The sequence below is a fragment of the Enterobacter sp. BNK-13 genome (genome assembly GCF_048685015.1).
Lineage (GTDB): Bacteria > Pseudomonadota > Gammaproteobacteria > Enterobacterales > Enterobacteriaceae > Enterobacter > Enterobacter quasiroggenkampii.
Window position 1 is genome coordinate 566458 of the sequence record NZ_JBLQTP010000001.1, and the last position, 24930, is coordinate 591387.

Sequence of the window (24930 nt, forward strand, 5' to 3'; positions counted from 1 at the left end):
CCCAGACTCAGCGCGCGGCGCGCCCGTTTGCGTCTGGTCATCTAGCTTTTTATTAACAATCGCGGTATAACACACCTTCTTTGGATGTTTAGATGTCCATACGTATAGAAGGTAATATGCAAACACAACAAGAAAATGGGCAGCTTAAGCGCACCATGAAAACACGCCACCTGATCATGCTCTCGCTGGGTGGCGTGATTGGGACAGGGTTATTCTTCAATACTGGCTACATCATTTCCACGACCGGGGCGGCGGGCACGCTGCTGGCCTACCTGATAGGTGCGCTGGTGGTCTGGCTGGTGATGCAGTGTCTGGGCGAACTCTCCGTGGCGATGCCGGAAACCGGCGCGTTCCACGTCTATGCTGCCCGCTATCTTGGCCCGGCGACGGGCTACACCGTGGCGTGGCTCTACTGGCTCACCTGGACGGTGGCGCTCGGGTCGAGCTTTACCGCCGCCGGGTTCTGCATGCAGTACTGGTTTCCGCAGGTGCCCGTCTGGGCGTGGTGCGTGGTCTTCTGCGTGGTGATTTTTGGTCTGAACGTCATCTCAACGCGCTTCTTTGCGGAAGGCGAGTTCTGGTTCTCCCTGGTGAAGGTCATCACCATCATCGCCTTTATTATTCTTGGCGGCGCGGCGGTCTTTGGCTTTATCCCGATGCAGGACGGTTCACCCGCGCCGGGCTTAAGCAACATCACCGCCGAGGGCTGGTTCCCGCACGGCGGCCTGCCGATCCTGATGACCATGGTGGCGGTGAACTTTGCCTTCTCCGGGACCGAGCTTATCGGTATTGCCGCAGGGGAAACGGAAAATCCGCACAAGGTGATTCCGGTCGCGATCCGTACCACCATTGCGCGCCTGATCATCTTCTTTATCGGCACCGTGTTTGTGCTGGCGGCGCTGATCCCGATGCAGCAGGCGGGCGTGGAAAAGAGCCCGTTCGTGCTGGTGTTTGAAAAGGTCGGTATTCCTTACGCGGCGGATATTTTTAACTTTGTGATCCTGACGGCGATCCTTTCGGCGGCGAACTCCGGACTGTACGCCTCCGGGCGCATGCTGTGGTCGCTTTCTAATGAGAAAACGCTCCCGCGCTGTTTTGCCCGCGTAAATAAAAACGGCGTGCCGCTGACGGCGCTGTCGGTTTCTATGCTCGGCGGCGTGCTGGCGCTGTTCTCAAGCGTCGTGGCGCCTGACACTGTGTTTGTCGCGCTCTCGGCGATTTCTGGCTTTGCGGTGGTGGCCGTCTGGATCAGCATCTGCGCGTCGCACTTCGTTTTCCGTCGTCGCCATCTGCAGTCCGGGCAGCCGCTCTCTGCGTTGCAGTACCGCGCGCCGTGGTATCCGCTGGTACCGGTGCTCGGTTTTATCCTCTGCGTGGTGGCTTGTGTCGGCCTGTGGTTTGACCCAAGCCAGCGCATTGCCCTTTATTGCGGGATTCCGTTTGTCGCCCTGTGTTATGGTGCCTACTATCTGACCCGAAATATGACATCGCAGGAGCCCGAACATGTCGCAGAATAATCCGCTTACCGCCCTCCTTGAAAAGCAGCCGTTTGTGGTGCTGGATGGCGCGATGGCGACGGAGCTGGAAGCGCGCGGCTGCAACCTGGCAGACAGCCTCTGGTCTGCCAAAGTGCTGATGGAAAACCCGGAGCTTATCCGCGAAGTGCATCTTGATTATTACCGCGCCGGTGCGCAGGTGGCGATCACCGCCAGCTATCAGGCCACGCCTGCGGGTTTTGCGGCGCGCGGCCTGGACGAGGCGCAGTCCCGGGCGCTGATTGGCAGAAGCGTGGAGCTGGCGCGTAAGGCGCGTGAAGCGTATCTGGCTGAAAATCCACATGCGGGCACGCTGCTGGTGGCGGGATCCGTTGGACCGTATGGAGCCTATCTGGCTGATGGCTCAGAGTATCGTGGCGACTACGTGCGCAGTGCGGAAGCCTTCACCGACTTCCACCGCCCGCGCGTGGAAGCGCTGCTGGATGCGGGCGCTGACCTGCTGGCCTGCGAAACGCTGCCGTCTTTTGCCGAGATTAAGGCGCTGGCGGCCCTTCTGGCCGGGTATCCCCGCGCCCGGGCGTGGTTCTCCTTTACCCTGCGTGACAGCGAACACCTGAGCGACGGCACACCGCTGCGTGACGTAGTCAGCGCGCTGGCCGACTCTTCGCATATCGTCGCGCTGGGCATTAACTGTATCGCGCTGGAAAACACCACGGCGGCACTGAAGCACCTGCAAAGCCTGACGCCGCTGCCGCTGGTGGTCTACCCGAACTCGGGCGAGCATTATGATGCGGTGACCAAAACCTGGCACCACCACGGCGAAGCGTGCGAGACGCTGGCGGGGTATCTGCCCCAGTGGCTGGACGCCGGCGCGAAGCTGATTGGCGGCTGCTGTCGCACTACGCCGAAGGATATTGCTGAGCTTAACGCGAAGCGCTGAGTTTTTACCGGGTGGCGGCTGCGCCTTACCCGGCCTACGGATCGCACAATGTGTAGGCCGGGTAAGCGTAGCGCCACCCGGCATAAACAAACGCACAAAACCAACTATCCTTTCCCGCTTTTTATCTAAAAACGAATCGTTATGAGCGATTCATTTTTATTCCTTTATCAAAATTCCCGCGTTGGAAATACTGCCCTCATAACAACAAGGGGAGCAGGTACTATGGCAATTTCATCGCGAATCACACTACTCGGCGCACTGGCGCTGTGGGCATTTCAGGCGCAGGCGGTGGACGTCACCGTCGCGTATCAAACTTCTGCGGAACCGGCGAAAGTCGCGCAGGCGGATAACACCTTTGCCAAAGAGAGCGGCGCGAAAGTTGACTGGCGCAAGTTCGACAGCGGCGCGTCCGTGGTGCGTGCGTTAGCCTCCGGCGACGTACAGATCGGCAATATCGGCTCCAGCCCGCTGGCGGTTGCGGCCAGCCAGCAGGTGCCGATTGAGGTGTTCCTGCTCGCCTCGCAGCTCGGTAACTCTGAAGCGCTGGTGGTGAAGAAAAACATCACCAAACCGGAAGACCTGATCGGCAAACGCATCGCCGTGCCGTTTATCTCCACCACCCACTACAGCCTGCTGGCGGCGCTCAAACACTGGGGCATCAAGCCGGGGCAGGTACAAATTATTAACCTCCAGCCGCCAGCGATTATCGCGGCCTGGCAGCGCGGCGACATTGACGGGGCCTATGTGTGGGCACCGGCCGTGAACGAGCTGGAAAAAGACGGCACCGTGCTGACCGACTCCGAAAAAGTGGGCCAGTGGGGCGCGCCAACACTCGACGTGTGGGTCGTGCGTAAAGACTTCGCCGAGAAACATCCTGAGGTGGTGAAAGCCTTCGCGAAAAGCGCGATTGACGCCCAGCAGCCGTACATCAGTAACCCGGATGAATGGCTGAAGCAGCCCGCCAACCTGGAAAAACTTTCCCGCCTGAGCGGCGTGCCGGAAGCGGACGTGCCGGGGCTGGTGAAGGGCAATACCTATCTGACCCCCGCGCAGCAGGTGCAGCAGCTGACCGGGCCGGTAAACAAAGCGATTGTTGATACCGCCACCTTCCTGAAAGAGCAGGGCAAAGTGCCCGCGGTAGCGACGGATTACAGCCAGTACGTGACCGATCGTTTTGTGAAATAAGGAGTCCGCCATGCTGAATATTACAAATCTGTCTGCTGATTACGGTGGCAAACCCGCGCTGGAGGAGATCAACCTGACGCTGGACAGCGGTGAACTGCTGGTGGTGCTGGGTCCGTCCGGATGCGGAAAAACCACGCTGCTGAATCTGATCGCCGGGTTTGTCCCTTATCAGCATGGCTCCATTCAGCTGGAAGGCAAAAAGGTGGAAGGCCCCGGCGCCGAGCGCGGCGTGGTCTTCCAGAATGAAGGCCTGCTCCCGTGGCGCAACGTGCAGGAAAACGTGGCGTTTGGGCTGCAGCTTGCGGGCATCAATCGTGAACAGCGGCTGGAAACGGCGCGGGCGATGCTGAAAAAAGTGGGGCTGGAAGGCGCGGAAAAACGCTATATCTGGCAGCTTTCCGGCGGCCAGCGACAGCGTGTCGGGATTGCCCGCGCGCTGGCAGCGAATCCGCAGCTGTTGCTGCTGGACGAGCCGTTCGGGGCGCTCGACGCCTTCACCCGCGAGCAGATGCAAACCCTGCTGTTGCGCCTCTGGCATGAGACGGGCAAGCAGGTGCTGTTGATTACCCACGATATCGAAGAGGCGGTATTTATGGCCACCGAGCTGGTGCTGCTCTCGCCGGGGCCGGGCCGTGTGCTGGAGCGCTTGCCGCTGGAATTCGCCCGCCGCTACGTCGCGGGGGAACCCGTGCGCAGCATCAAATCCGATCCGCTGTTTATCGAACAGCGTGAGTACGTTTTAAGCCGCGTGTTTGAACAGCGGGAGGCTTTCTCATGAGCATCGTCTTCAGTGAAAAAACGCGCCGCACGCGTCTGGCGCTGCGCTGGCCTTTCTCACGTCAAATCACGTTGAGCGTCGGCACGCTGCTGGTACTGCTGGCGGTGTGGTGGGCAGTTGCTGCCCTGCAGTGGGTCAGCCCGCTGTTTCTGCCGCCGCCGGGACAGGTGCTGGCCAAACTCATTACCATCGCCGGGCCGCAGGGCTTTATGGATGCCACGCTCTGGCAGCACTTAGGTGCCAGCCTGGCGCGTATTCTGGTGGCGCTGCTGGCGGCGGTGATTATCGGCATTCCCGTGGGGATTGCGATGGGGCTGAGCCCGACGGTGCGCGGCATCCTCGACCCGCTGATTGAGCTTTACCGCCCGGTCCCGCCGCTGGCCTATCTGCCGCTGATGGTGATTTGGTTCGGCATCGGTGAAACGTCAAAAATCCTGCTGATCTATCTGGCGATTTTTGCCCCGGTTGCCATGTCTGCACTGGCGGGCGTGAAGAGCGCCCAGCAGGTGCGGATCCGCGCGGCGCAGTCGCTGGGAGCCAGCCGTACGCAGGTGCTGCTGTTCGTGATTTTACCGGGCGCACTGCCGGAGATTTTAACCGGGCTGCGCATCGGCCTTGGCGTGGGCTGGTCCACGCTGGTGGCGGCGGAGCTGATTGCGGCCACGCGCGGCCTTGGGTTTATGGTGCAGTCGGCGGGAGAGTTCCTGGCGACTGACGTGGTGCTGGCAGGGATCGCGGTGATCGCCGCGATCGCCTTCGGATTAGAACTGGGGCTGCGCGCGTTACAGCGCCGTCTGACGCCCTGGCATGGAGAAATACAATGAGTGAACGTCTGACTATCACCCCGCTGGGGCCGTACATTGGTGCACAGGTGTCGGGCCTGGATGTGACCCGTCCGCTGAGCGATAACCAGTTTGAGCAACTGTACCACGCGGTGCTGCGCCATCAGGTGGTGTTCCTGCGCGAGCAGGCGATCACCCCGCAGCAGCAGCGCGCGCTGGCCCTGCGCTTTGGCGATCTGCATATCCACCCGGTCTATCCGCATGCGGAAGGGGTGGAAGAGATTATCGTCCTCGACACCCACAATGATAACCCGCCGGATAATGATAACTGGCATACCGATGTGACCTTTATCGACACACCGCCTGCGGGGGCAATTCTGGCGGCGAAACGGCTGCCGGAGACGGGGGGCGATACGCTGTGGGCCAGCGGGATTGCGGCGTATGAGGCGCTCTCTGCGCCGCTTCGGACGCTGCTGAGCGGGCTGCGGGCGGAGCATGATTTCAAGAAATCATTCCCGGAGTACAAGTACCGTAAAACGGAAGAGGAACATCAGCGCTGGCAGGAAGCTGTGGAGAAACATCCTCCGCTGCTGCACCCGGTGGTGCGGACCCATCCGGTGACGGGCAAACAGGCGCTGTTTGTGAACGAAGGGTTCACCACACGCATCGTGGACGTGACGGAAAAAGAGAGTGAGGCGCTGTTAGGTTTCCTGTTTGCGCATATCACCAAACCGGAGTTCCAGGTGCGCTGGCGCTGGCAGGAGAACGATCTGGCGATCTGGGATAACCGCGTGACGCAGCATTATGCCAATGCGGACTATCTGCCGCAGCGCCGGATTATGCAGCGGGCGACGATTTTGGGCGATAAGCCGTTTTATCGTCCTTAACCCGTCGCTCCCGTAGGCCGGGTAAGCGCAGCGCCACCCGGCGAAAACGGTGCACAATTGCCGGGTGGCGGCTACGCCTTACCCGGCCTACAGAATACCGCACATTTAAAGGTGCGCCTCAATATACCGCTGATAGCGGTTCGCCTTCAGGTAACACAAATCCACCAGCACCAGCCCGTCGACGCAGTTGTTGAATGCCGGGTCGCTGCCAAAATCAATAAACTGCACGCCGCCGGGCTCGCACAGCTCGGAATATTGTTTGTAGAGCGGCGGAATGCCGCAGCCAAGATTGCCGAGCAGGGATTTCAGCTTCGTCAGATCGTCCACGTAATCCACGCCGCCAAACTGCGCCAGCACGTCCGGCAGGGACGCGGGATACGGCTGGCGCGAGGCGGCGAGCGGATGCGTCGCCGGGAACCACAGGCGGTAAAAGGCGACCAGCAGATCACGCGCGGCAGGCGGTAAGCCACCGGAAATCGAGACCGGGCCAAACAGGTAGCGGTAGTGCGGATAACGCGCCAGATAAGCGCCAATGCCGGACCATAAATAGTCCAGGCCGCGGCGCCCCCAGTAGCGCGGCTGAATAAAGCTGCGCCCCAGCTCAATGCCGTGTTCCAGCACGTCCTGCATTTTGTCGTCGTAGTGAAACAGGCTATAGCTGTACAACCCCTCAACGCCGCGCTTTTCGATCTGCATGGCCGTCGGCATAAAGCGATACGCCCCGACGATCTCCAGATCGTCCTCATCCCACAGGATCAGATGCAGATAATCATCGTCGTAGCTGTCGGTGTCCCGACGTTTGCCGCTCCCTTCCTCCACCGCGCGAAAGGCAATCTCGCGCAGGCGGCCCAGCTCGCGCAGCAGCGGGGCATCTTCCTGACCGTTTCGCTGCCAAAGATAGATGGTTTTACCGTCGCTGGTTTTGCCCAGACATTCGGCCTGCGCCAACGCGCGTTTCAGGGTGGCCCGGTCTTCCGGACGGGCAATGGCGCACTGGGTTTTAAAGACGCCGGGCACTCCCTTGCCAAGACGCATCACGTGCTGACGGCACTGCTCGGCCATCTCACGCGACGAAAGGTTAGCGCTGTGCCAGTGATGCCACGCAATCTGCTGGCCGATTTTGATCGGCAGCTGGCTGTGGCGGCGGCGGAACATCTGCTGCATCAACAGCAGCATCGACAGCGTCGGGGAGACCAGCGTGCTGGCATAAAAGAGCAGGCTGTTATGTGCCTGAATATGCACCGGCAGCAGCGGGGCGCGCAGCTTGCCGGCAAGTTTGATAAAGCCGGAGTGCCACTTTTTGTCGCGAATGCCTTTGCGCGTGGGGCGGGAAACTTCGCCTGCCGGGAAGAAGATCAGCACGCCCGCATTTTGCAGATGCTGTTCCATCTGCACCAGCGACGATTTCGCCGTCCTGCCGCCCATATTGTCCACCGGAATAAACAGCGAGCTGAGGGGCTCAAGGTGGGTCAGCATCCGGTTGGTTACGACTTTAACATCGCGCCGCACGCGGGAGACGGCATACAGCAGCGCCAGTCCGTCCAGCGTACCCGTCGGGTGGTTGGCAATGATGACCAGCGGGCCATGTTCGGGGATTTGTTCGAGATCGCGGGCGGAAACGGTGCAGAGAATATCCAGGTGTTCCAGAACCTGCTCCACCATATCCAGGCCTTTCAGGTGGCGGTGGGCTGCGGCAAATTGCTGAAATTCGTCTTCGTAGAACAGTCTTTTTAACAGACTTTTTTGCCAGGGTGCGGGCCTCGCCTGAGGCCAAAGATCGTCGAGAACGCTATCGAGGCTAAACATGGTCACTCCTCCTGCCGTCTTGCGAAGACAGTAGAAGGCGCAGATGTCGGTTGTATTGCAGTTGGGTGAAGATTTGAGCAGAGCGTAGGCCGGGTAAGGCGAAGCCGCCACCCGGCGCTAAAGCGGATTAACGCAGAATTTTCTTCTCGGCCAGATCCAGCGCGAAGTAGCTGAAGATCAGATCCGCGCCCGCGCGTTTGATCGCCCCCAGGCTTTCCAGGATCACTTTCTCTTCATCAATGGCACCCGCCAGGGCGGCGAATTTGATCATCGCGTACTCACCACTCACCTGATAAGCGCCCAGCGGCAACTCGGTGCGCTCGCGGATGTCGCGCAGGATATCCAGGTACGCGCCAGCCGGTTTTACCATCAGGCAATCTGCGCCCTGGGCTTCATCGAGCAGGGATTCACGAATCGCTTCGCGGCGGTTCAGCGGGTTCATCTGATAGGTTTTACGATCGCCTTTCAGCGCCGTACCGGCTGCTTCACGGAACGGGCCGTAGAAGGAGGAGGCAAATTTGGTGGAGTAGGACATGATGGCGGTGTCGGTGAAACCGGCTGCGTCCAGGGCCTGACGAATCGCCTGAACCTGTCCGTCCATCGCGGCAGAAGGTGCGATGAAATCTGCGCCTGCCGCGGCCGCGACAACAGCCTGCTTGCCGAGGTTAAGCAGGGTAGCATCGTTATCCACGCCGTGATCGCACAGTACGCCGCAGTGGCCGTGCGAGGTGTATTCACAGAAGCAGGTGTCGGACATCACCACCATTTCCGGCACGGTTTCTTTGCAGATGCGAGACATGCGGGCGACGAGGCCATCTTCTTTCCACGCGTCGCTGCCGGTCGCGTCAGTATGGTGGGAGATGCCGAAGGTCATCACCGAGCGGATCCCCGCGTTGGCGATACGTTCGATCTCACGCGCCAGATATTTCTCCGGAATGCGCATGACGCCCGGCATGGCTTCGATGGCCTTGTAGTCATCGATCTCTTCTTCAACAAAAATCGGCAACACCAGATCGTTTAAGCTCAGGGTTGTCTCTTCAAACATAGCGCGCAGTGCAGGTGACTTGCGCAGGCGGCGTGGGCGTGCAATTAAATCGGTCATGGTATGCCTGATGTTTGTGGAACAAAGAGGGCTAGTGTACATCAAAGTGAAGACGGGTGTTTTACTAAAGTGGGCATTTTGCTTTTGTGAAATGCGGCAGGTGAGTTTGCCTGTCATAAATAATATATAATGCAGGTCAGTATAACGCTGAGAGGAGAATGAAATATTCGTGTTATTTCTATATGGAAATGAAAGCATAATTAAAAATGATTTATTATTTTTCGGTGTGTTTTTCCGATTGGTTTAGCCGTGTATTAACATTCTGTTTTTATAATATTTATTTTATGACGCCTTATGGTTTGTGGTCTGAATGTGTTTTTGTCTGAATACGGACTTAATGGAAACATTCATTGAACCTTTTCGAAATGAAACTGCATAATTCCCTCCGCAATTAAATATTGCAAATTCATTGATGGACAAACTTGCTTACGTCCCTGAGGAGGGATGACCCAATGCAAACATGGAAAAAGAAACTCGTTGTATCTCAACTTGCATTAGCCTGCACCCTGGCTATCGCTTCTCAGGCCAATGCGAAGGATATTTCCGGTACGACATATAATACCTTCGGATACGATAATACAGCGTCCACCCCCTGGTATTATGGTTATGCCGACTGGGATTACTCGGATGCCATCCATGATGGTGATATTTATCCCGTGATTAATAAAGCCACCGTGAATGGTGTTATTTCAACGTACTACCTGGATGATGGCATCAATGGCCGGGCGAATGCGTTGAGTATTTCCAATAGCACCATTAACGGCATGATTACTTCTGAGTGTATGACCACCACATGTGCTGATGGCGTGGATGCTGACGGCACCCATCATACGCAATACGATCGTTTTAGCCTGACCGTTGATAATTCCACCCTTAACGATACGTACGAGCATTATGCGTATGATGTCGTGAATGGGGAAAATACGGAAAGACATTATCTGGATACGTACGATCTGGGTAATGCGATTACCCTGGATGTGGAATCGGATATTGTTATCCAGAATAATTCTCACGTCGCGGGGATTACCCTGACGCAGGGGTACCAGGAGCTGGATAATACGCCATACGACGGCGTTGAAGGCGTAGCCAACAGCAGCAACGTCTTTACCGACACGCTACTGGTGAAAGATTCGGTACTGACTTCCGGTGCGTACAGCGATTTAGGTACCAGCGGATTCTACGGTCAAACCGCGAAGCCGAGCGACTATGGTGAAACCAGCGCGACCGCGGCAGACGATGCAGCGCTGATTGTGGCCGCCAGCGCGTCTGATAACGCGATGCAAACCACCGCCACGTTCGATCATTCCACCGTTACTGGCGATATTCTGTTCTCCAGCACCTTCGACAACAACTTCTACCCGAACGGCGATCCGGCAACCGATACCACCGAAGACGGCATCTATAACCCAACCACCAACGGCTGGGATGGCACCGATAAGCTGGATGTGACGCTTACCAACGGCAGCAAATGGGTCGGCGCAGCACAGTCCAGCGTCGAGGCTATCGGCACGGCGGAGATGTATGGCCAGGGCTACAGCAACGTAGACTGGAACGCTCTGTCCCCTAACAGCATTTGGCCGGACTCCACCTATGACGACAACGGACATGTTGCGGGCGAAGCGGTGTATCAGAGCGGTCTGTTTAACATCGCGCTGGACAACGGCTCCGAGTGGGATACCCGTAAGGTGTCTAACATCGACACCCTGACGGTCAACAACCAGTCTCAGGTCAACGTTGAAAACTCAGGCCTGCTGGCGGATGCCATCACTCTGACCAATGCGTCCTCATTGAATATCGGCGACAGCGGCGGCGTGGCTACCGACCATCTGTATCTGGACAGCGATAGCCGTGCGGCGCTGACGGAAGAAACGGCCGAGCTCGATGCCAACACCATCACCGTGAATAACGGTGCAGAGCTGGCGCTGGGGCTGGGTCAGGTTGATACGCACAATATGGTACTGACCGATGGCGGCGTGCTGAACGTTGCCAGCCGTGATTATGTGCTGAACAGCGATCTGAACAACGCACGCTATATCACTAACGATAAGCGCAGCGCTGATTATGACTACGGCGTAGTGGCCATTAACTCTGACGGCCATCTGGCGGTGAACGGTGACGTCGCCGGTAACTATCAGGTCCGTATCGATGACGCGACCGGAGCGGGTTCCGTTGCTGATTACAAAAACAAAGAGATCGTTCGCATCTATGACAATAATGCGGATACTGCAGCCAGCTTTACTGCTGCAAACAGAGCCGATTTAGGGGCCTATACCTACCAGGCGAAGCAGCAGGGTGACACCGTTGTCCTCCAGCAGAAAGCGCTGACCGACTATGCCAATATGGCGCTGAGCATTCCTTCTGCCAATACCAATATCTGGAATCTGCAGCAGGATACCGTAGGTGCGCGTCTGACCAACAGCCGTCACGGCCTGGCGGATAATGGCGGAGCGTGGGTGAGCTACTTCGGCGGCAATTTCGACGGTGACAATGGCGTTATCAGCTACGATCAGGACGTGAGCGGTATTATGGTGGGTCTGGATACCCAGATTGACGGTAATAACGCGAAGTGGATCGTCGGTGGGGCGGCAGGTTTCGCGAAGGGAGATATCAGCGATCGTACCGGTCAGGTCGATCAGGATAGCCAGACGGCGATGATCTACGCGTCAGCGAAGTTTACGAACGATCTCTTCCTCGACAGCTCCCTGAGCTACACCCGCTTCAACAGCGATCTTTCCGCTAACATGAGCAACGGCCAGTATGTTGACGGCAATACCACCAGTGACGCTGTTGGTTTTGGGCTGAAGCTGGGCTATGACTGGAAACCAAACCTCTCTGGCTACGTTACCCCATACGCAGCCGTATCGGGTCTGTTCCAGTCTGGTGATGACTATCGTCTGAGCAATGACATGCGCGTTGATGGACAATCTTACGATAGCCTGCGTTATGAACTTGGTGTTGATACGGGTTATACCTTCAACTACGGCGGCGATCAGGCTCTGACGCCTTACTTCAAACTGGCCTGGGTCTATGACGACGCCGATAACAATGCCGATATTAACGGTGACAGCATTGATAACGGCGTGAAAGGATCCGCTGTTCGTGTTGGGCTGGGCACCCAGTTCAGCTTCACGAAGAACTTCAGCGCTTACACGGATGCCACTTATCTGGGCGGCGGTGACGTTGACCAGAACTGGGGCGCAAACCTGGGTGTGAAATATACCTGGTAATGAATAAAAGCGGGGGGAGGGGTTATCTTCCCCCGCTTTTTACAGAAGCAATAAAAATAATATTGAACCGACAAATACGGATGACTTGAGGTCTGCATGAACGTTAATGCGAAACCACTTTCTGAATTACGCCGGCTCGAACAGGGGTTAATAGCAGCCAGTACCCCTTTTACATGTGCTCCTCAACAATTAATTACGTCAGGCGAATCAATTGAGCCTCGCACGATCGTATTACAAACCGGTGTTATTGAGGTCTATCGCCCTTCCGATGAGCTGCTGGTGGGGATTGCGACGGCACCTTTTATTTTCGGGCTGTCTACGGTGGTCATTAATCACTCTCAGGAATACAGAGTAATGGCTAAAACGGCCTGTACCGGTTTTTATTTATCCACGGAAACTACCCGTCAACAGATTCAGCAGTATTCGCTGTGGAAAGAGGCCTTCTGCTGGTTATCCTGGATAAATTACATTCTTGAAAAACGCGATATGCAGCTGGTGGGCAATAACTCCTATCACCAGATCCGCGCGATGCTATTAAATATGGCCGAGTGGGATGAAACGCTGCGTTCAAAAATCGGTGTGATGAATCATATTCAGCAAAGCACACGCATTTCACGTTCTGTTGTTGCCGAAGTTCTGGCCGCCCTGCGACAGGGAAACTATATCAATATGAGCCGGGGCAAGCTGGTCAGCATCAACCGCTTGCCCACGGAATATTAATATCAGTTGGACGCGGTAAGCACCTGGGCTTTATTGGCGCTCAGTTCTGCCACCAGGTTATTAATACCGTCACTCATATTGACGAAACGTGTATGCGGAGAGCGGGTCACCACCACAAACGCGCCCACGTTTGACTGGGGGATCATCGCCATATAGGTGATGAACCCGCCGCCGCCGCCGGTTTTCTGAATAATACCCGGACGGCCATTTTTCGGTGCCATATAGACCCAGCCCATGCCGAGCGCATCGGCTTTACCCGGTACGTCCATCCCGATGACCCGATGCAGCTGAGTACGCTGATAAATCAGGGTCTGCATACGATCGGCCTGGCTGCTGCGCGAGTAGAAATCCGAGGAAAGGAACTGCTGCATCCAGCGCATCATGTCGCCAGGGGTGGAGTAAACCCCGCCGCTGCCCACGGCCGCCAGCGTGTTATTACAGGGGCTGGCACCTTTCTCCGCCACCATCAGGCGACGGCACTGATCCGGGGACGGGGTAAACGTGGTGTCTTTCATGCCGAGCGGACGGGTGATCTGCTCTTCAAACAGCTGCGTGTACGGTTTGCCAGCCGCCGTTGAGAGGGCATCCGCCAGCAGGTCGAACGCCAGGTTTGAATAAGAGGCCTGCGAGCCCGGTGCTGCTTTCAGCGTGGCGGTACTCAGATAGCTCCAGCGCTGGTCGCGCGTTGGCCAGACAAACACGTCACGATGCGCCGCTCCGCCTGGCTGCTCACGCGGCAGGGCACTGGTGTGGGTAGCAAGGTTCACAAGCCGGATCGGGGTCCCCTGATACGTGGGTACGCGGGCACCTGGCGGCGCGTATTTGCTGAGCGGATCGTCGAGCTTCACCACGCCCTGGTCGAGCAGTTTCACCAGCATTTCGCTGGTCATGAGCTTAGTTAAGGATGCGATGCGGATGACGGAATCCAGCTGCGGGTGAATGTTATTTCCCGGGCGCGTTTCGCCAAAGCTGCGGAATACACGCTGGTTTCCGTCGATGACGACCATCGCCATTCCGGTCGCGCCGCTGCCGTAATAGATAAGGTTCGCGTAGCGATCGGCAATATCTGAAGCTAAAACGGGAGCCGTCAGCGGTTGGGCTGCCTGGGCGGTAGAGAAGCTCACCGCACACAGCGCGGCAAAAGAGAGCAGACAACGTTTCAACGAAAAGCATCCATGAAGTGAATGAGGAAAGTAATGGGTATTTATACTACTAATCGGTACCGTGCAATGCCCCGAATTGCATAACGATAGCGAGAAAAACGTAACCATGGGTAAATATGAACAATTTACTTGCGAGCCATCTCCCATTTTGTGACATCGGGCTTATGATAGGCACCAGTGTCACTCAATCTTACGGAGAACGGTATGTCTGAGAAGCGTGTGGTTATGGTTGTCGATATGCAGAACGGGGTGTTTGAAACTCCGCGTCATCAGCGCGAAAAGTGTGTCTCTCTGATCAACCAGCTTACGCAGGCAGCCGACACGGTGATTTTTATACAGCACACCGAGGCCGGGGGGCTGGAAGAGGGGAGTGCAGGGTTTGCGCTACTGCCTGAACTCCATCAGCCTGCCGACGCGCTTTACGTGACTAAAACGGCCTGTGATGCCTTCTACAACACCGGGCTTGAGACGCTGCTGCGGGAGCAGGGCATTCGCGAGTTTGTTATCTGCGGCTGCGCCACCGATTACTGCGTCGATGCGACGATCAAGAACGGCGTTAGCCGGGGTTATCACATCACCGTGGCGGAAGATGCCCATACCACATCCAACCGCCCGGCTGCTGAAGCACAGATTCTGATTAACCATCACAACGACGTCTGGCGTAACTTCATTGCGCCGGCGAATCCTCTCGCAGTGAAACGCACCGAAACAATTCTTGAAAACTGGAAAGCGAACTAATAATTAACGATCGGGTCTGACCTTTTTGCCGGAGCCGGGAGGCTGGCTCGGGCAGGTTTTCGTGTGGTGACGTGTTGTACACAGCAACAGCCATAACAACAAGAAGGAAGCATTATGTTTAAGTCTTTTTTCCCAAAGCCGGGGCCTTTTTTCCTGTCGGCATTTATTTGGGCACTGATCGCTGTCATTTTCTGGCAGGCGGGCGGCGGCGCATGGCTGACGCGCATCACGGGGGCGACAGGCGAGGTGCCGATTAGCGCAGCGCGCTTCTGGTCGCTCAGCTTTATCGTATTTTATGCCTACTACACGGTATGTGTGGGGCTGTTTGCACTCTTCTGGTTCAAGTATTCTCCGCATCGTTGGCAGTTTTGGTCGATTTTGGGATCTGCACTGATCATTTTCGTTACCTGGTTCATGGTGGAAGTGAGCGTTGCAATTAATGCATGGTATGCACCCTTCTACGATTTGATCCAAAAAGCACTAAGCGCCCCGAATAAGGTTCCGATTGGTGAACTCTATGCCAGTCTCGTTAGTTTTACCGGCATTGCCATGATTGCAGTAACAGTGGCAGTGCTGAACAATTTCTTCGTTAGCCATTACGTTTTCCGTTGGCGTACTGCTATGAACGAATATTACATGGCAAATTGGCAACGACTGCGGCACATCGAAGGTGCTGCACAGCGTGTGCAGGAAGACACCATGCGTTTTGCCTCAACGCTGGAGGACATGGGGGTCAGCTTGCTTAATGCTGTGATGAAACTTATCGCTTTTTTACCGATTCTGATTGCACTTTCACCCCATGTGCCTGAACTTCCAGTTGTTGGTCATTTACCCTATGGTTTGGTTATTGCGGCACTGGTCTGGTCTCTTATGGGAACGGGGCTTCTTGCTGTGGTGGGGATCAAATTGCCGGGGTTACAATTTAAAAATCAGCGCGTGGAAGCGGCTTACCGTAAAGAACTTGTTTACGGTGAGGATGACCCATCACGAGCTGCGCCACCAACGGTAAAAGAGTTATTTCAGAACGTCCGTTTTAACTACTTTAAGCTCTACTTCCACTACATGTATTTCAACATAGCTCGTATTTTATATCTTCAGGCCGATACTGTTTTTGGAATAGTCCTGTTGTTCCCGTCAATTGTTGCAGGGACAATTACCCTGGGACTGATGACCCAAATTACTAACGTTTTCGATCAGGTCAGAAGTTCATTCCAGTACCTGATCAGCTCCTGGACCACGCTGGTGGAACTGATGTCCATCTACAAACGTCTGCGCAGCTTTGAACGCGAGCTGGACGATCGTGACCTGCAGGAAGTCACCAACACATTTAGCTAATACAGGACGTTGCTATGCCTTTTGCCGTACCGCGCGCATTACCGTTGACCATTCTTGCCGCTTTTGTGCTGGCAGGCTGTGCCGAAAAGGGGGCCGCTCCGCTCAAAAAGGGCGAGAAGCCCGTTGATGTGGCGAGCGTTGTGCGGCAGAAAATGCCCGCCAGCGTGAAAGATCGCAATGTGTGGGCAGACGCGCTGGCAAAAACCTTTGAAAGCCAAAAGATCGCGCCGACCGAGGAGAATATCTGTTCGGTGCTGGCGGTGGCACAGCAGGAGTCGATGTACCAGTCAGACCCGGCTGTGCCGGGGTTGAATAAAATCGCCTGGAAAGAGATCGACCGCCGCGCGGAGTCCATGCATATCCCGGTGTTCCTCGTGCATACCGCGCTTAAAATCACCTCGCCGAACGGCAAAAGCTACAGCGAACGGCTGGATACGGTGAAAACCGAAAAACAGCTTAGCGCCATCTTTGATGATTTCATCAGCATAGTCCCAATGGGGCAGAAGCTGTTTGGCTCACTGAATCCGGTCCATACCGGTGGCCCAATGCAGGTAAGCATCGCGTTCGCGGAGAAACACACCGACGGCTATCCGTGGAAAATCGACGGTACGGTGCGCCAGGAGGTCTTCTCCCTGCGCGGCGGACTGTGGTTCGGCACGTATCACCTGTTGAACTACCCGGCGAACTACGATGAGCCGCTGTATCGCTTTGCCGACTTTAACGCTGGCTGGTATGCCAGCCGTAATGCGGCATTCCAGAGTGCGGTCAGCCGTGCAAGCGGCGTTAAGCTGGCGCTTGACGGCGATCTCATCGCTTACGGCAGCAGCGAGGCGGGAAGCACCGAGCTTGCCGTACGGAAATTATCGACAACGCTTGGCTTGAGCAACAGCGACATTCGCCGTCAGCTTGAGAAAGGCGACAGCCTGGCCTTTGAGAAAACGGATCTGTACAAGAAGGTGTTTGCGCTCGCAGAGCAGAAAAGTGGGAAAACGTTACCGAGGGCTATGCTGCCGGGTATTCAGCTGGAAAGCCCGAAGATCACGCGTAACCTGACCACCGCGTGGTTCGCAAAACGCGTGGACGATCGCCGGGCTCGCTGTATGGGGCTTTAACGGCGGCGGCGAAAGCGCAGCACTAATGCCACAACGCCCAGAATCATACATCCCGCGAGGAAGGGAATCAGGCCGAAAAGGGTGCTGACGCCAAAACCAATCTCAACTCGCGGGCGTCCGTTATCCTGCACCTGCATCAGGTGTTCGTAAACGCCAGGCGCATGGACCAGCATATTGAGCAGCTGCGAGCCAGCCCAGAAGCAGAACAGGACAAACAGGGCATACGCGATATTACCCGCCGTGGAGGTTTTTGGTTTTCCGCCAAAAATCGGTTTCGACAATGTAAAGTCAGCCATGATGACCTCCGGATAAATCGCTCTGTTAATACGCTTCGTACAGGGTGAGTTTGACAGGTCATCGCATTTGTCAATATCAGAATCGTGGTAATTTACGCGACGGAATCCTCCTGGATTGTTGATTTCTGCAGCACGTCACAATTTATTAACTTAAGTGAAACTGCGTCGCGTTTCAGAATTTCCGTATCTGCCACAGACCTGGTCGTAAAACTGTGAGAGGATGTCTTTTTTTCCTGCCGGAGTTGTTATGAAGCTCACGTCCAAACTACGCCGTGACTGGCACTACTACGCCTTCGCTATCGGGCTGATCTTTATTCTTAACGGTGTCGTGGGCCTGCTGGGGTTTGAGGCAAAAGGCTGGCAAACCTATGCCGTTGGGCTGGTGACCTGGGTTATCAGTTTCTGGCTGGCGGGGTTGATTATCCGCCGTCGTCCTGAAGAGACGACAGCGGATGAGGCAGAGTCGGCGAAGCGCGCCGATTAACCGTTTACGGAACTTTTAAGCGCGCTGTCGGCGGCGTGACGCTCCAGCGCCAGTTCGATCAGGCGGGTGATCAATTCCGGGTAGCTCAGGCCGCTCGCCTGCCACAGCTTCGGATACATGCTGATGTTAGTGAACCCCGGCAGCGTGTTAATTTCATTGATCACCACCTCGTTTTCCGCCGTCAGGAACACATCCACGCGCGCCATGCCGCAGCAACCGAGCGTCTGATAAGCGCGAATGGCGATCGCCCGGATCTTATCGTTAACCGCCGGATCGAGATCCGCAGGCACGACAACCTGCGCGCCTTTATCATCAATGTATTTGGTGTCGTACGAGTAGAAGTCGCTGTTTAACACCACTTCGCCGCAGGTGCTCGCCTGTGGAAAATCGTTGCCCAGCACGGCGCACTCAATTTCACGGCCTTTGATGCCCTGCTCAACCACCACTTTATGGTCGAACTCAAACGCCAGGCGGACAGCTTGTGTGAACTCAGCTTCGCTGGTCACTTTGCTGACGCCTACGGAGGAGCCCTGGTTTGCAGGCTTCACAAACAGCGGCAGACCCAGCTCTCCGCTAATTTGCGCGAAGGTGTGTTTGTCGCGGTTGGCGCGGGTGAGCGTAACGAACGGGGCAATATTCAGCCCGGCATCGCGCAGCAGGCGTTTGGTCACGTCTTTGTCCATGCAGGCGGCAGAGCCGAGGACATCCGAGCCGACGAACGGCAGGTTGGCCATGCGCAGCATTCCCTGCAGGGAACCATCTTCCCCCAGGGTACCGTGAACGATAGGGAAGACGACGTCGATCTGGGCGAGAGCCTGTGCATTGCCGGCGTCGATAAGCTGCCCCTTCACGACGCCGGGTACGGTGGCGACGCTCACTTCTGAAGGATTCAGGGCGATGTGTGCCGGATCGTGAGCATTCAGCAGATACTGGCTGGCATCGTTAACGTGCCACTGGCCCTGTTTATCAATGCCCAGCAGCACCACGTCGAAACGGCTTTTATCGATCGCATCAACGATATTTTTAGCCGATTGCAATGACACTTCGTGCTCCGCTGATTTTCCCCCAAAGACAATACCTACGCGCTGCTTAGCCATCTCACTCTCTTCCAGTCTGACGAAAAGCCAATAACATACCACGATGCCCGGCGTGTTTCGCGGCCTTCTGCCATAATGTTTTGGGGAATGTTGAGGGGGGAGAGTGAGAGGAAAAACGCTGCTGACCGGATTTATCATTTTGACCATCGCAACGCTGGGTTACCGCTGGTTGCCGACTTACTACAACCCTTTCACGCCGCTGACGCTTGACGATCCGCCAGGCCGAATCACTCAGTATAAGCTTCGGCGTTTAACCCCTGAGGCGTGCGCGAGCCTGCTGTTACAGGCTAACCAACGCGATCTCATCCGCACCCAGCCGGTAGCGGACAGCGGCGGCGCGTGTCCCCTTAACAACATCGTGCGCGTGCGTGACTTCGGCCCTGTCGGCCTGAACAGCAGCTTTCTTGCCAGCTGCCCGCTGGCGCTCAGCTCAGCCCTCTTTATCAGCCAGCAGGCCCGGCCGCTGACAAAACGCTATACGGGCAGCGAGCTCGCGCGTATCGACCACCTTGGCAGCTTTGCCTGCCGCAATATTTATCACCGCCCTGACGCGCGCCGCAGTGAACATGCCACGGCGGAGGCACTGGATATTGCCGCTTTTCGTCTGTCGAACGGTGAACGCGTCACGGTGCTGAATGGCTGGAAGGCGACAACAACGCAGCCCTGGCTGAAGGCCATGCTGGCGGCGAGCTGTGGCTACTACGGGAACGGCCTGGGACCGGAGTATAACGCGGCGCATGCTAACCATTTTCATCTGGGAATGCGCGGTTTTGGCCTCTGCCGGTAAAGCATAATATTCCGCCAGAAAATGGATGAATTGTGACTTATTTCACAAATATGATGACTGGGAAGATAAAACACCAAAGTCTGTCGGGCCGCATCTCTGGTGCGACGTTGACACGCGTAACTTGCTAATCTGTCGGCGAATTCGCCTAAAAATGAAGACTATTTCGTTATGGAATCCTGGAAAGTTAATCTTATCTCGGTCTGGTTCGGTTGCTTCTTTACCGGGCTGGCCATCAGCCAGATTTTACCGTTCCTGCCGCTGTACGTGTCGCAGCTGGGGGTGACCTCGCATGAAGCGCTTTCCATGTGGTCCGGTCTGACGTTCAGCGTCACGTTTCTGGTCTCCGCCATTGTGTCACCGATGTGGGGCAGCCTGGCAGATCGAAAAGGCCGTAAACTGATGCTGCTGCGCGCCTCGCTCGGAATGGCGATTGCCATTCTGCTGCAGGCCTTCGCCACCAACGTCTGGCAGCTGTTTTTCCTGCGGGCGGTGATGGGGTTGACGTCCGGGTATATTCCAAACGCCATGGCGCTGGTCGCCTCTCAGGTGCCGCGCGAGCGTAGCGGCTGGGCGCTGAGTACGCTCTCCACGGCACAGATCAGCGGCGTCATCGGCGGGCCGCTGCTGGGGGGCTTTCTGGCGGACCACGTCGGGCTGCGCGCGGTATTTATTATCACCGCGATCCTGCTGGTGGTCAGTTTTCTGGTCACGCTCTTTCTGATTAAAGAAGGGGGCCGCCCGGTTATCAGTAAATCTGAACGCCTCAGCGGCAAGGCCGTTTTCGCCTCGCTGCCTTATCCGGGGCTGATGATTAGCCTGTTTGTGACCACCATGGTGATCCAGCTCTGTAACGGTTCGGTCGGTCCGATTCTGGCGCTGTTTATCAAGTCGATGGAGCCGGAGAGCACGAATATCGCTTTTCTGAGCGGCATGATTGCCGCCGTGCCGGGCGTATCCGCCCTGATTTCCGCGCCGCGTCTGGGTAAACTGGGGGACAGGATCGGCACGGCGCGCATCCTGATGGCGACGCTGATCTTTGCGGTGGTGCTCTTCTTCGCGATGTCGTTTGTCACTTCTCCGCTTCAGCTTGGCATATTGCGATTTCTGCTCGGCTTTGCTGACGGCGCCATGTTGCCTGCGGTACAGACCCTGCTGGTCAAATATTCCAGCGACCAGGTGACGGGGCGAATTTTTGGATATAACCAGTCATTTATGTATCTGGGGAATGTTGCCGGTCCGCTTATTGGCGCATCCGTTTCCGCAATGGCCGGTTTTCGTTGGGTATTTGCAGCGACAGCGATTGTTGTTTTAATCAATATTATCCAGCTGGCTATTGCGCTGCGACGCCGCAGACAAATGGCGGAGGCCAAATCGGCGAGATAACACTTTAGTAGATGTATTATATATTCTTATGGTAGCCGCATTTTTATATAACAAAATGCGGCGTCTTTTTTTAGAAAAACGTTTCGCTCACGGCGCTACCTCTTTATTTTTGTTCCTGTGTCACTTTTGCATACCATAATTAATTTCTTCTCTTTGCAATAGGGATTCAGAGTGATAACGTCAGACAAAACTGAAAAGGAACTGGCACGATGAAAAACCTCATTGCTGAATTGCTGGTCAAGCTGGCACAAAAGGAAGAAGAGTCAAAAGAGCTGGTGGCTCAGGTCGAAGCGCTTGAGATTGTGGTTACCGCGTTGCTGCGACAAATGGCGAAAACCGATCAGCAGGCGTTGATTGAGAGCGTGGAAGGCGCGCTGGAGAGCGTCAGGCCTGAATCGCAGGTACCGGTTGAGGATGCGGAGATGCTCCACCAATACGTAAAGAAGCTGTTAAGGCATCCGCGCAGCTAAACCGTCACAGGACGTAACGACGTGTCATAGAATTGTCATGCAGGATGCCTATAGTCGCTCTGTTTTTATTTTTATGTATTTGTACATGGAGAAAATAAATTGAAACAGAGCGCACTTTTTATTGCATTACTTCCCCTGTTAATTACCCCTGCCATTTATGCAGATACGACGCAAACCAGCGTGCTGGATAATCGTGCGGCAAAAGGGGATATCACCCAGCCTGGCGGCGCGCGCCGTTTATCAGAAGATCAAACGGCCGCTATTCGCGCTTCGCTGAATGAGAAGCCGGCAAAAAATATTATTCTGCTGATTGGCGATGGAATGGGCGATTCCGAAATCACGGCGGCGCGAAATTATGCCGAGGGAGCGGGCGGCTTTTTTAAAGGTATCGATGCCTTACCGCTGACCGGACAATATACCCACTACGCGCTGGATAAAAAAACCGGTAAACCGGATTACGTAACGGATTCCGCGGCCTCTGCCACGGCGTGGTCCACCGGCGTGAAAACCTATAATGGTGCGCTGGGCGTGGATATTCACGAACACGATCATCAAACCCTTCTGGAGATGGCAAAAGCGGCGGGCCTGGCGACCGGCAACGTCTCCACCGCTGAACTTCAGGATGCGACGCCTGCGGCGCTGGTTGCACACGTCACCTCGCGTAAGTGCTACGGCCCGTCAGTGACCAGCGAAAAATGCCCTACAAATGCGCTGGAAAAAGGCGGGAAAGGCTCGATTACGGAACAACTGCTGAACGCACGCCCTGACGTGACGCTGGGCGGCGGCGCGAAAACCTTCGCGGAAACCGCGACGGCGGGCGAATGGCAGGGCAAAACGCTGCGCGAGCAGGCGCAGGCTCGCGGCTATCAGTTGGTGAGTGACGCAAATGCTCTGGCGGCGATAAGCGAGGCGAACCAGGACAAGCCGCTGCTGGGGCTGTTCTCCGACGGCAACATGCCCGTGCGCTGGGAAGGTCCAAAAGCCTCGTATCACGGCAATATCGATAAACCTGCGGTGACCTGTACGCCAAACCCGAAACGCACGGACAGCGTACCAACGCTGGCGGCGATGACCGATAAAGCGATCTCTCTGCTGAGCAAGAGCGAAAAAGGGTTCTTCCTGCAGGTAGAAGGCGCGTCAATCGATAAGCAGGATCATGCGGCGAATCCGTGCGGTCAGATTGGCGAAACCGTCGATCTGGACGAAGCGGTGCAGAAGGCGCTCGCGTTCGCGAAAAAAGACGGTAACACCCTGGTGATCGTCACCGCGGACCACGCGCACGCCAGCCAGATCATTCCGCCAGATACCAAAGCCCCTGGCCTGACGCAGGCGCTGAACACCAAAGATGGTGCTGTCATGGCGATGAGCTACGGTAACTCTGAAGAAGAGTCCATGGAGCACACGGGCACCCAGCTGCGCATTGCCGCCTACGGCCCGCACGCGGCAAACGTGGTAGGCCTGACGGATCAAACGGATCTGTTCTACACCATGAAGGCGGCGCTGGGTCTGAAATGATAAAAATCCCGGCGGAAATCACATCTGCCGGGTGGTTTTTTTCCTGTCACGAACCAGACTTACAGGGAATGTTCACAAAAGGATGGTGCAATGAAAACAACATTACTGGTTACTCTGCTCTCCGGCCTGTTCCTGGTCGCCTCGGCGAACGCGGAAGAGAAAACGTTAACGCCGCAGCAGCAGCGTATGACCACCTGTAATCAACAGGCGACGTCTCAGAGTCTGAAGGGCGATGCTCGCAAGACCTACATGAGCGACTGCCTCAAAAACGGCGCCTCGAAGCCAGCTGAAAAAAGCCTGACGCCTCAGCAGCAAAAGATGCGCGAGTGTAATGCTAAGGCCACCGAACAGTCTCTGAAAGGGGATGACCGCAGCAAGTTCATGAGTGCCTGCCTGAAGAAAAAAGTGTAGTTCGAACGGGTGAGCGGCTCCGGCGGCTCACCCGAAATTTCATACTTTCCCCGCAGACCCCCTCTCTATAATTTGGGAAAATGTTTCAGAATATTCCCAAAAATGATGAATGATGAAACGTATTACAACAAAAAGCGCATTCGGGAAGAGTGGAATTTAACCCTTTCTCAGGATGACCCTCACCGCGCCGGCATTCAGTTTGCCCGGCGGGTTCGGCTGGCGCGCGCCGTGGGGCTGGCAGCGATGTTTTTCCCGGTTGCAGGAATGCTGGTCACCCATTTTTTACCCGGCGGCTGGTGGCTTTTACTGGTCGGTTGGGCGTTCGTCTGGCCCCATTTCGCCTGGCAGTTATCCTGCCGGGCCGCGTCACCTCATCAGCAGGAAGTATTCAATCTTAAGATCGATGCCATCATTGCCGGGCTCTGGATCGGCGTGATGGGGATGAGCGCGTTACCCACGGCGGCGCTGGTGATGATGGTAGGGATGAATATGATGGGCTCCGGGGGCTGTCGTCTGTTTATTCCGGGGATCCTGTTGACCCTGCTCTCCGCGCTGGTGACGCTGCCGCTTGTCGGCCGCGTGACCGTCTTTAACCCCGACCCGGTGGAGTGGGGCTTAACGCTGCCGGTGCTGGTGCTTTATCCCATGCTGTTTGCCTGGCTCAGCCACCGCACCGCCGTCAGGCTTGCTGAGCACAAGCAGCGGCTGGAAATGATGAGCACCCGCGACGGCATGACCGGGGTCTTTAATCGACGCCACTGGGAAATGCTGCTGCGAAATGAATTTGAGCATTGCCGCCGTGACCACTGCACCGCCACGATTTTGCTGATTGATATCGACCACTTTAAAAATATCAACGATACCTGGGGGCACGCCGTGGGGGATGAGGCGATCATTGCCATCACGCGCCAGCTTCAGATGTCGGTGCGGTCAGGTGATGCCATCGGCCGGTTTGGCGGGGATGAGTTTGCGGTGATTATGTCGCAGACCGCGGCGGAAAGCGCGATCGCCGTGATGTCCCGGGTGCATGAGCGGCTGGAAACGCTGTCGCTACCGTGCGCGCCAAAAGAGGCGCTGCGCATCAGCGTAGGCGTTGCCCCCTGGGGACCGCAATTTGGACATTATCGGGAATGGTTAAAGGCGGCTGACATGGCGCTGTACAGAGCGAAAAATGCCGGGCGCAGCCGCACCGAAGTGGCCGCCTGACGCCCGACTG

At 56.2% G+C, this 24930-nt stretch carries 23 protein-coding genes; 18 read left to right on the forward strand and 5 right to left on the reverse strand.

The features are described 5' to 3' along the window. Positions 1-116: 116 nt before the first annotated feature. From mmuP to tauD, 6 genes are all read left to right on the forward strand, one after another. Positions 117-1517, forward strand: a complete 1401-nt coding sequence (gene mmuP / locus ACMGGQ_RS02630) for an S-methylmethionine permease (protein WP_008503244.1) — start codon at positions 117-119, stop codon at positions 1515-1517. Continuing rightward, positions 1504-2436, forward strand: a complete 933-nt coding sequence (gene mmuM, locus ACMGGQ_RS02635; protein ID WP_420289553.1) for a homocysteine S-methyltransferase — start codon at positions 1504-1506, stop codon at positions 2434-2436. Before mmuP ends, mmuM begins: the two co-directional genes overlap by 14 nt. Positions 2437-2658: 222 nt before the next feature. After that, positions 2659-3621 carry a taurine ABC transporter substrate-binding protein gene (gene tauA, locus ACMGGQ_RS02640; RefSeq protein ID WP_001018397.1) on the forward strand — a complete coding sequence of 321 codons (963 nt, stop codon included), beginning with the start codon at positions 2659-2661 and terminating at the stop codon, positions 3619-3621. A gap of 10 nt (positions 3622-3631) precedes the next feature. Further along, a complete protein-coding gene (gene tauB / locus ACMGGQ_RS02645) occupies positions 3632-4399 on the forward strand; it encodes a taurine ABC transporter ATP-binding subunit (protein WP_045909819.1) in 768 nt (255 codons plus the stop codon). Further along, a complete protein-coding gene (tauC, locus tag ACMGGQ_RS02650; protein WP_048225831.1) occupies positions 4396-5223 on the forward strand; it encodes a taurine ABC transporter permease TauC in 828 nt (275 codons plus the stop codon). The genes tauB and tauC overlap by 4 nt, the downstream gene beginning before the upstream one ends. Further along, complete coding sequence (gene tauD / locus ACMGGQ_RS02655; RefSeq protein ID WP_420289554.1) at positions 5220-6068, forward strand: taurine dioxygenase; 849 nt, start codon at positions 5220-5222, stop codon at positions 6066-6068. Before tauC ends, tauD begins: the two co-directional genes overlap by 4 nt. Positions 6069-6173: 105 nt before the next feature. On the opposite strand, the gene ACMGGQ_RS02660 is transcribed toward tauD, so the two are convergent. Then, a complete protein-coding gene (locus ACMGGQ_RS02660; RefSeq protein WP_045909817.1) occupies positions 6174-7874 on the reverse strand; it encodes a lysophospholipid acyltransferase family protein in 1701 nt (566 codons plus the stop codon). A gap of 127 nt (positions 7875-8001) precedes the next feature. Next, entirely contained in the window at positions 8002-8976 is a 975-nt protein-coding gene (gene hemB, locus ACMGGQ_RS02665; RefSeq protein WP_045909816.1) for a porphobilinogen synthase, read from the reverse strand. A gap of 452 nt (positions 8977-9428) precedes the next feature. Here hemB and ACMGGQ_RS02670 point away from each other — a divergent pair, with 452 nt between their 5' ends. Together ACMGGQ_RS02670 and ACMGGQ_RS02675 are read left to right on the forward strand one after the other, a co-directional pair. Beyond that, on the forward strand, positions 9429-12203 hold the full coding sequence (locus tag ACMGGQ_RS02670; protein WP_420289555.1) for an autotransporter outer membrane beta-barrel domain-containing protein: 2775 nt from the start codon (positions 9429-9431) through the stop codon (positions 12201-12203). 96 nt (positions 12204-12299) lie between these two features. Next, positions 12300-12923 carry a helix-turn-helix domain-containing protein gene (locus tag ACMGGQ_RS02675; RefSeq protein ID WP_045909814.1) on the forward strand — a complete coding sequence of 208 codons (624 nt, stop codon included), beginning with the start codon at positions 12300-12302 and terminating at the stop codon, positions 12921-12923. 2 nt (positions 12924-12925) lie between these two features. Here ACMGGQ_RS02675 and ampH read toward each other — a convergent pair whose 3' ends face one another. After that, entirely contained in the window at positions 12926-14086 is a 1161-nt protein-coding gene (gene ampH / locus ACMGGQ_RS02680; protein WP_032638396.1) for a D-alanyl-D-alanine-carboxypeptidase/endopeptidase AmpH, read from the reverse strand. Between the two features lie 204 nt (positions 14087-14290). Between ampH and ACMGGQ_RS02685 the strand changes: the two genes are divergently transcribed. The 3 genes from ACMGGQ_RS02685 (at position 14291) to ACMGGQ_RS02695 (ending at position 17271) form a co-directional block, all read left to right on the forward strand. After that, the gene (locus ACMGGQ_RS02685; RefSeq protein ID WP_069720216.1) at positions 14291-14824 is read left to right on the forward strand and encodes an isochorismatase family protein; all 534 of its coding nucleotides are present in this window, start codon (positions 14291-14293) and stop codon (positions 14822-14824) included. A gap of 114 nt (positions 14825-14938) precedes the next feature. Further along, on the forward strand, positions 14939-16159 hold the full coding sequence (sbmA, locus tag ACMGGQ_RS02690; RefSeq protein ID WP_032646127.1) for a peptide antibiotic transporter SbmA: 1221 nt from the start codon (positions 14939-14941) through the stop codon (positions 16157-16159). Positions 16160-16173: 14 nt separating this feature from the next. Next, on the forward strand, positions 16174-17271 hold the full coding sequence (locus ACMGGQ_RS02695; protein WP_420289556.1) for a DUF1615 domain-containing protein: 1098 nt from the start codon (positions 16174-16176) through the stop codon (positions 17269-17271). Here ACMGGQ_RS02695 and ACMGGQ_RS02700 read toward each other — a convergent pair. Next, positions 17268-17567 (reverse strand): DUF2755 family protein, encoded by a 300-nt coding sequence (locus tag ACMGGQ_RS02700; protein ID WP_008503287.1) that lies wholly within the window; start codon positions 17565-17567, stop codon positions 17268-17270. The genes ACMGGQ_RS02695 and ACMGGQ_RS02700 overlap by 4 nt on opposite strands. A 247-nt stretch (positions 17568-17814) precedes the next feature. Between ACMGGQ_RS02700 and ACMGGQ_RS02705 the strand changes: the two genes are divergently transcribed. Next, entirely contained in the window at positions 17815-18051 is a 237-nt protein-coding gene (locus tag ACMGGQ_RS02705; RefSeq protein WP_023334666.1) for a DUF2754 domain-containing protein, read from the forward strand. On the opposite strand, the gene ddlA is transcribed toward ACMGGQ_RS02705, so the two are convergent. Further along, positions 18048-19148 carry a D-alanine--D-alanine ligase gene (ddlA, locus tag ACMGGQ_RS02710; RefSeq protein WP_032674239.1) on the reverse strand — a complete coding sequence of 367 codons (1101 nt, stop codon included), beginning with the start codon at positions 19146-19148 and terminating at the stop codon, positions 18048-18050. The genes ACMGGQ_RS02705 and ddlA overlap by 4 nt on opposite strands. 103 nt (positions 19149-19251) lie before the next feature. Here ddlA and ACMGGQ_RS02715 point away from each other — a divergent pair, with 103 nt between their 5' ends. From ACMGGQ_RS02715 to adrA, 6 genes are all read left to right on the forward strand, one after another. Continuing rightward, on the forward strand, positions 19252-19935 hold the full coding sequence (locus ACMGGQ_RS02715) for an extensin family protein (RefSeq protein ID WP_420289557.1): 684 nt from the start codon (positions 19252-19254) through the stop codon (positions 19933-19935). Between the two features lie 168 nt (positions 19936-20103). Beyond that, positions 20104-21318 (forward strand): multidrug efflux MFS transporter, encoded by a 1215-nt coding sequence (locus ACMGGQ_RS02720; RefSeq protein ID WP_048030063.1) that lies wholly within the window; start codon positions 20104-20106, stop codon positions 21316-21318. Between the two features lie 209 nt (positions 21319-21527). Beyond that, a complete protein-coding gene (gene iraP / locus ACMGGQ_RS02725; RefSeq protein WP_023293178.1) occupies positions 21528-21788 on the forward strand; it encodes an anti-adapter protein IraP in 261 nt (86 codons plus the stop codon). Positions 21789-21887: 99 nt separating this feature from the next. Then, the gene (gene phoA, locus ACMGGQ_RS02730) at positions 21888-23303 is read left to right on the forward strand and encodes an alkaline phosphatase (protein ID WP_420289558.1); all 1416 of its coding nucleotides are present in this window, start codon (positions 21888-21890) and stop codon (positions 23301-23303) included. Positions 23304-23393: 90 nt separating this feature from the next. Continuing rightward, positions 23394-23714 (forward strand): phosphate starvation-inducible protein PsiF, encoded by a 321-nt coding sequence (gene psiF, locus ACMGGQ_RS02735; RefSeq protein WP_008503278.1) that lies wholly within the window; start codon positions 23394-23396, stop codon positions 23712-23714. Between the two features lie 102 nt (positions 23715-23816). Next, a complete protein-coding gene (gene adrA, locus ACMGGQ_RS02740; protein WP_420289559.1) occupies positions 23817-24920 on the forward strand; it encodes a diguanylate cyclase AdrA in 1104 nt (367 codons plus the stop codon). Positions 24921-24930: the final 10 nt, after the last annotated feature.

Bases quoted from the DNA above. Each gene is read 5' to 3' on its own strand.
- tauB (WP_045909819.1), top strand. From the start codon at position 3,632: ATGCTGAATATTACAAATCTGTCTGCTGATTACGGTGGCAAACCCGCG.
- mmuM (WP_420289553.1), top strand. From the start codon at position 1,504: ATGTCGCAGAATAATCCGCTTACCGCCCTCCTTGAAAAGCAGCCGTTT.
- tauD (WP_420289554.1), top strand. From the start codon at position 5,220: ATGAGTGAACGTCTGACTATCACCCCGCTGGGGCCGTACATTGGTGCA.
- ACMGGQ_RS02695 (WP_420289556.1), top strand. From the start codon at position 16,174: ATGCCTTTTGCCGTACCGCGCGCATTACCGTTGACCATTCTTGCCGCT.
- psiF (WP_008503278.1), top strand. From the start codon at position 23,394: ATGAAAACAACATTACTGGTTACTCTGCTCTCCGGCCTGTTCCTGGTC.
- ACMGGQ_RS02660 (WP_045909817.1), bottom strand. From the start codon at position 7,874: ATGTTTAGCCTCGATAGCGTTCTCGACGATCTTTGGCCTCAGGCGAGG.
- ACMGGQ_RS02705 (WP_023334666.1), top strand. From the start codon at position 17,815: ATGAAGCTCACGTCCAAACTACGCCGTGACTGGCACTACTACGCCTTC.
- ddlA (WP_032674239.1), bottom strand. From the start codon at position 19,148: ATGGCTAAGCAGCGCGTAGGTATTGTCTTTGGGGGAAAATCAGCGGAG.
- adrA (WP_420289559.1), top strand. From the start codon at position 23,817: ATGATGAATGATGAAACGTATTACAACAAAAAGCGCATTCGGGAAGAG.
- tauC (WP_048225831.1), top strand. From the start codon at position 4,396: ATGAGCATCGTCTTCAGTGAAAAAACGCGCCGCACGCGTCTGGCGCTG.
- ACMGGQ_RS02720 (WP_048030063.1), top strand. From the start codon at position 20,104: ATGGAATCCTGGAAAGTTAATCTTATCTCGGTCTGGTTCGGTTGCTTC.
- ACMGGQ_RS02685 (WP_069720216.1), top strand. From the start codon at position 14,291: ATGTCTGAGAAGCGTGTGGTTATGGTTGTCGATATGCAGAACGGGGTG.
- mmuP (WP_008503244.1), top strand. From the start codon at position 117: ATGCAAACACAACAAGAAAATGGGCAGCTTAAGCGCACCATGAAAACA.
- hemB (WP_045909816.1), bottom strand. From the start codon at position 8,976: ATGACCGATTTAATTGCACGCCCACGCCGCCTGCGCAAGTCACCTGCA.
- sbmA (WP_032646127.1), top strand. From the start codon at position 14,939: ATGTTTAAGTCTTTTTTCCCAAAGCCGGGGCCTTTTTTCCTGTCGGCA.
- tauA (WP_001018397.1), top strand. From the start codon at position 2,659: ATGGCAATTTCATCGCGAATCACACTACTCGGCGCACTGGCGCTGTGG.
- ACMGGQ_RS02670 (WP_420289555.1), top strand. From the start codon at position 9,429: ATGCAAACATGGAAAAAGAAACTCGTTGTATCTCAACTTGCATTAGCC.
- ACMGGQ_RS02700 (WP_008503287.1), bottom strand. From the start codon at position 17,567: ATGGCTGACTTTACATTGTCGAAACCGATTTTTGGCGGAAAACCAAAA.
- ACMGGQ_RS02675 (WP_045909814.1), top strand. From the start codon at position 12,300: ATGAACGTTAATGCGAAACCACTTTCTGAATTACGCCGGCTCGAACAG.
- iraP (WP_023293178.1), top strand. From the start codon at position 21,528: ATGAAAAACCTCATTGCTGAATTGCTGGTCAAGCTGGCACAAAAGGAA.